This is a genomic window from Tabrizicola sp., from assembly GCF_036781545.1.
Lineage (GTDB): Bacteria > Pseudomonadota > Alphaproteobacteria > Rhodobacterales > Rhodobacteraceae > Tabrizicola.
Genome location: NZ_DAIQAT010000233.1, coordinates 1 through 3,997, shown reverse-complemented (window position 1 = coordinate 3,997; position 3,997 = coordinate 1). Strand labels below are relative to the sequence as shown.

General features: G+C 68.1%; 4 protein-coding genes. All 4 read right to left on the bottom strand.

Annotated features, from left to right (window positions below):
• Positions 1–1,570: xanthine dehydrogenase family protein molybdopterin-binding subunit (locus tag V7Q39_RS19820; protein WP_333818335.1), on the bottom strand; the 1,570-nt coding region annotated here is incomplete at its 3' end.
• Between the two features lie 10 nt (positions 1,571–1,580).
• On the bottom strand, positions 1,581–2,066 hold the full coding sequence (locus V7Q39_RS19815; protein WP_333818334.1) for a (2Fe-2S)-binding protein: 486 nt from the start codon (positions 2,064–2,066) through the stop codon (positions 1,581–1,583).
• A 41-nt stretch (positions 2,067–2,107) separates the two neighbouring features.
• The gene (locus tag V7Q39_RS19810) at positions 2,108–2,629 is read right to left on the bottom strand and encodes a CoxG family protein (RefSeq protein WP_333818333.1); all 522 of its coding nucleotides are present in this window, start codon (positions 2,627–2,629) and stop codon (positions 2,108–2,110) included.
• A gap of 72 nt (positions 2,630–2,701) precedes the next feature.
• On the bottom strand, positions 2,702–3,997 hold a 1,296-nt coding region (locus tag V7Q39_RS19805), incomplete at its 5' end, for an ATP-binding response regulator (protein WP_333818332.1).

Genomic DNA, 3,997 nt, shown 5'->3' with positions numbered 1-3,997 from the left:
CCGCCACGATCTGGGCAAAGACCGTCTCGTGCCCCTGCCCGTGGCTGTGGGCGCCCACCATGACGCTAAGGTTGCCGGTCGCGTTCACCCGCACCGTCGCCGCGTCGTAAAGCCCGACGCGCGACCCCAGGATGCCCACCAGATGCGAAGGTGCGATGCCGCAGGCCTCGATCCAGGTCGACAGCCCCATGCCCCGCAACTTGCCGCGTGCCTTTGACTCGGCCGCCCGCTTGTCGAAGCCGGCCACGTCGGCCATCGCCATCGCGCGGTCCAGCGTCGCCTGATAATTGCCCGTGTCATACACAAGGCCCACCGGCGTGGTGTAGGGGAACTGGTCCGGCGTCAGCAGGTTCTTCCGCCGCACCTCGAACGGGTCGAGGTTCAGCTCGCGGCACATCTTGTCGATCACCCGTTCCAGACTGAAGGTCGCCTCGGGCCGCCCCGCGCCGCGATAGGCATCGACCGGCGCCGTGTTGGTGAAGACAGTTTTCACGTTCACATAGACATGCGGCACCTTGTAGGGTCCCGCCATCAGCGTGCCGTGCAGGAAGGTCGGCGTCGCGGTCGAGAAGTTCGACAGATAGGCACCCACATTGGCCAGCGTCTCGGTCCTGATCGCCAGGATCTGCCCGTCCTTGGTGCAGCCCAGTTCGATCTTCGTCACATGGTCGCGGCCATGCGCGTCGGTCAGGAAGCTTTCCGACCGCTCTGCCGTCCAGCGCACCGGGCGGGCCAGCTTCTTCGCCGCCGCCAGAACCAGCGCTTCCTCGCCATAGTGATAGATCTTCGACCCGAAGCCGCCGCCCACATCCGGCGCGACAACGGTCAGCTTGTTCTCCGGGATGCCCAGCACGAAGGCCGCCACCAGCAGCCGCGTCAGGTGCGGGTTCTGGCTGGTCGTCGTCAGCTTGTAGTCGCCCGTGCCCGGGAAATATTCGCCGATCGACGCCCGCGGCTCCATCGCGTTCGGCACCAGCCTGTTGTTCACCAGGTTCAGCGTCACCACATGCGGCGCGGCCTTCATCGCCGCATCCACCGCAGCGCGGTTGTCCTCGATCCAGCCCCAGTCAAAGCACAGGTTGTCCGGGATCTCGTCATGCACGCGGTTCGACGGATCGGCGACAGCCGCCTTCATGTCGACGATGGCCGGCAGTTCCTCGATCGCCGAATCCTCGGCCAGCTGCTCTGCCGCGTCCTTGGCCTGCGACAGCGTCTCGGCAATCACCGCCGCATAGGCGTCGCCGACATGGCGCACCTTGCCATGCGCCAGCACCGGACGCTTCGGCTCGCGCATCGGGGTGCCGTCGCGGCTGTTGATCAGCCAGCCCGCCGGATTGCCGCCGACATCCTTGAAATCCTCGCCGGTGAAGATGGCCAGCACGCCCGGCATCGCCGCCGCCTTCGCCGTGTTGATCGACTTGATCCGCCCATGCGCGACGGTCGAGCGGACGAAGACCGCCGCCGCCTGCCCGTGCAGGGCAAGGTCATCGGTATAGACCCCGCGCCCGGTCAGGAAGCGGATGTCCTCGCGGCGCTTCTGGGGCGCGCCGATCCCATAGTCCTTCGGCATCTCTCTCCCCCTATTCCGCTGCCAGTGCGCTGACGTCCTGCCCCGAGGCAGCCATCACGGCCTTGACGATGTTGTGGTAGCCCGTGCAGCGGCAGATGTTGCCGTCCAGATAGTGCCGCACCTCGGCCTCGGTCGGCCGCGGGTTCTCTGCCAGCAGCGCCGCAGAGGACATCACCATTCCCGGGGTGCAGAATCCGCATTGCAGCCCGTGATGATCTTGGAACGCCTGCTGGATCACGCCCAGCGAGCCGTCCGGGTTCGCCATCCCCTCGATGGTCCTGACGCTGGCCCCCGCCACGTCCTGCGCAAAGACGGTGCAGCTTTTCACCGGGTTGCCGTCGACATGCACCACGCAGGCGCCGCACTGGCTGGTGTCGCAGCCGACATGGGTGCCGGTCAGCCCCAGCCCCTCGCGCAGGAATGAGGACAGAAGCGTCCGCCCCTCCACCTCACCGGAAACGGCCTTGCCGTTCACCGTCATCGAGACCTTCGTCATGCTTCTCCTCCCTGGGTATTTCCTGGGTATGGGTGGCCGCTTCAGCCCAGCAGGCGTCTGAACCAACCCTTCGTCTTTTCCCCCGAATCGGCAACAGCTTCTTCGGGCGCCTCCTCTGCCTCCGGCTCCTCCACCGCCGCCTGGAAGCGGGTGAAGAATTCGTCCGCCAGCTTCTTGGCGAAGCTGTCGATGATCCGGCTGCCCAGCTGCGCGATCTTGCCGCCGACATTGGCCTCGGCCGCATATGTCAGCCGGGTCCTGCCCTCCATCGGCTCGAAAGAGACATCGGCGCCGCCCTTGGCGAAGCCCGCGACGCCGCCCTTGCCCTCGCCGCTGATCTTCAGCGACTTGCCCGGCACGATGTCCGAAAGCTGCACCAGGCCGGTGAAGGTGGCGCTGACCGGCCCGACCTTCTGCTTGACCACCGCCTCATAGCCCTCGGCGACCGACCCGGTCAGGCTTTCGCAGCCGGGAATGCATTCCTTCAGCACCTCGGGGTTCAGGATCGCATCCCAGACCACTTGCGGATCGGCCTTGATGTCGCGGCTGTCGGTCAGCTTCATGGTTCCTCCCCCTCTGGGCGCACAGCCTAAGGGGCGATCCCGGCCCCGCGCTATGCTGCCTAAGTCGTAGGGTCAGGCCCCTGTCGGCCAAAGCCCGGCCACCACGGCCTGAAGCGCCTGCGGCTCGACGGGCTTGTACAGGATCTCGATCCCCGCGCCGGTCGCCGCCGCCCGCAGGTCCCAGCCCCGGTTGCCGGTGATCAGCCGGGCCGGGACCGGCCCATGCCGGGCGCGCAGGCGGGTGACGCACTCGATCCCGCTGATCCCCGCACCAAGCTGCTGGTCCACCAGGAAGATGTCCGGCAGGATGCCGATCTCCTCGATCAGCGCCAGCGCCTCCTCGCCCGAGCCGGCTTCCAGCACCGTCATCCCCCATTTCTCCAGCACCAGCCCCAGCGCCCGCCGCAGCTCGGCGTCGGTCTCGACCAGGAACGCGATCCGGTCGGCGGCGCGCGGCTCTCCCTCCTGCCGCGCGGGCGCATCGGTCCTGCCCGGCGCGGTCGCGCTTTTCGGAACCTGCACCAGGAAACAGGTGCCCCGCCCCACCACCGACCGCAGCTCCAGCGGATGGCCCAGCAGCGCGCAGGCACGTTCCACGATGGCCAGCCCCAGCCCCATCCCCTCGCTGGCCGAGGCGCGGGCGTTCAGGCGGTGGAACTCCTTGAAGATGTCGTCCTGTGATTCTTCCGGGATGCCCGGCCCGGTGTCCCAGACTTCCAGCCGCACCCCGGTCCCGCGCCGCCGCGCGCCGACCAGCACCCGGCCCTTCAGCGTATAGCGGATTGCATTGCCGATCAGGTTCTGCAGGATGCGCCGCAGATAGGCCGGGTCGCTGTTCACCGTCACCCCGCAGGGCACCACCCGCAGCGCCAGCCCCTTCGCCGCCGCCATCGGCGCGAATTCGTCGGCCAGCGTCCGCAACAGCCGGTCAAGCTGCACCGCCCCGACGCTGACGGCTGCCTTCCCCGATTCCAGCTTCGAGATGTTCAGTAGCGCATCCAGCAGCCCCTCCACCGAGACCAGCGCATTCTGCGCCTTTTCCAGCGCCAGTTGCGCCCCCGGCTCCAGCCCCTCGCCGCTGACCGAACCGATGAACAGCTTCGCCGCCGACAGCGGCTGCAACAGGTCGTGGCTCGCCGCCGCCACAAAGCGCGACCGGCTGGCATTGGCCCGCTCGGCATCGGCCAGCGCATCCTCCAGCTCCAGCGTCCGCTCGATCACCCGGGCCTCCAGCGTCTCCTTCGCCCGGCTCAGCGCCTCCAGCGCCGCGCGTTCCGCGGTCACGTCGGTGAAGCTCAGCACGAAGCCGCCGTCCGGCGCCGCCTGCGCGAACACATCCAGGATCAGCGCATCGCCGCGCCGGACCTC

Bases quoted from the DNA above. Each gene is read 5' to 3' on its own strand.
- V7Q39_RS19810 (WP_333818333.1), bottom strand. From the start codon at position 2,629: ATGAAGCTGACCGACAGCCGCGACATCAAGGCCGATCCGCAAGTGGTC.
- V7Q39_RS19815 (WP_333818334.1), bottom strand. From the start codon at position 2,066: ATGACGAAGGTCTCGATGACGGTGAACGGCAAGGCCGTTTCCGGTGAG.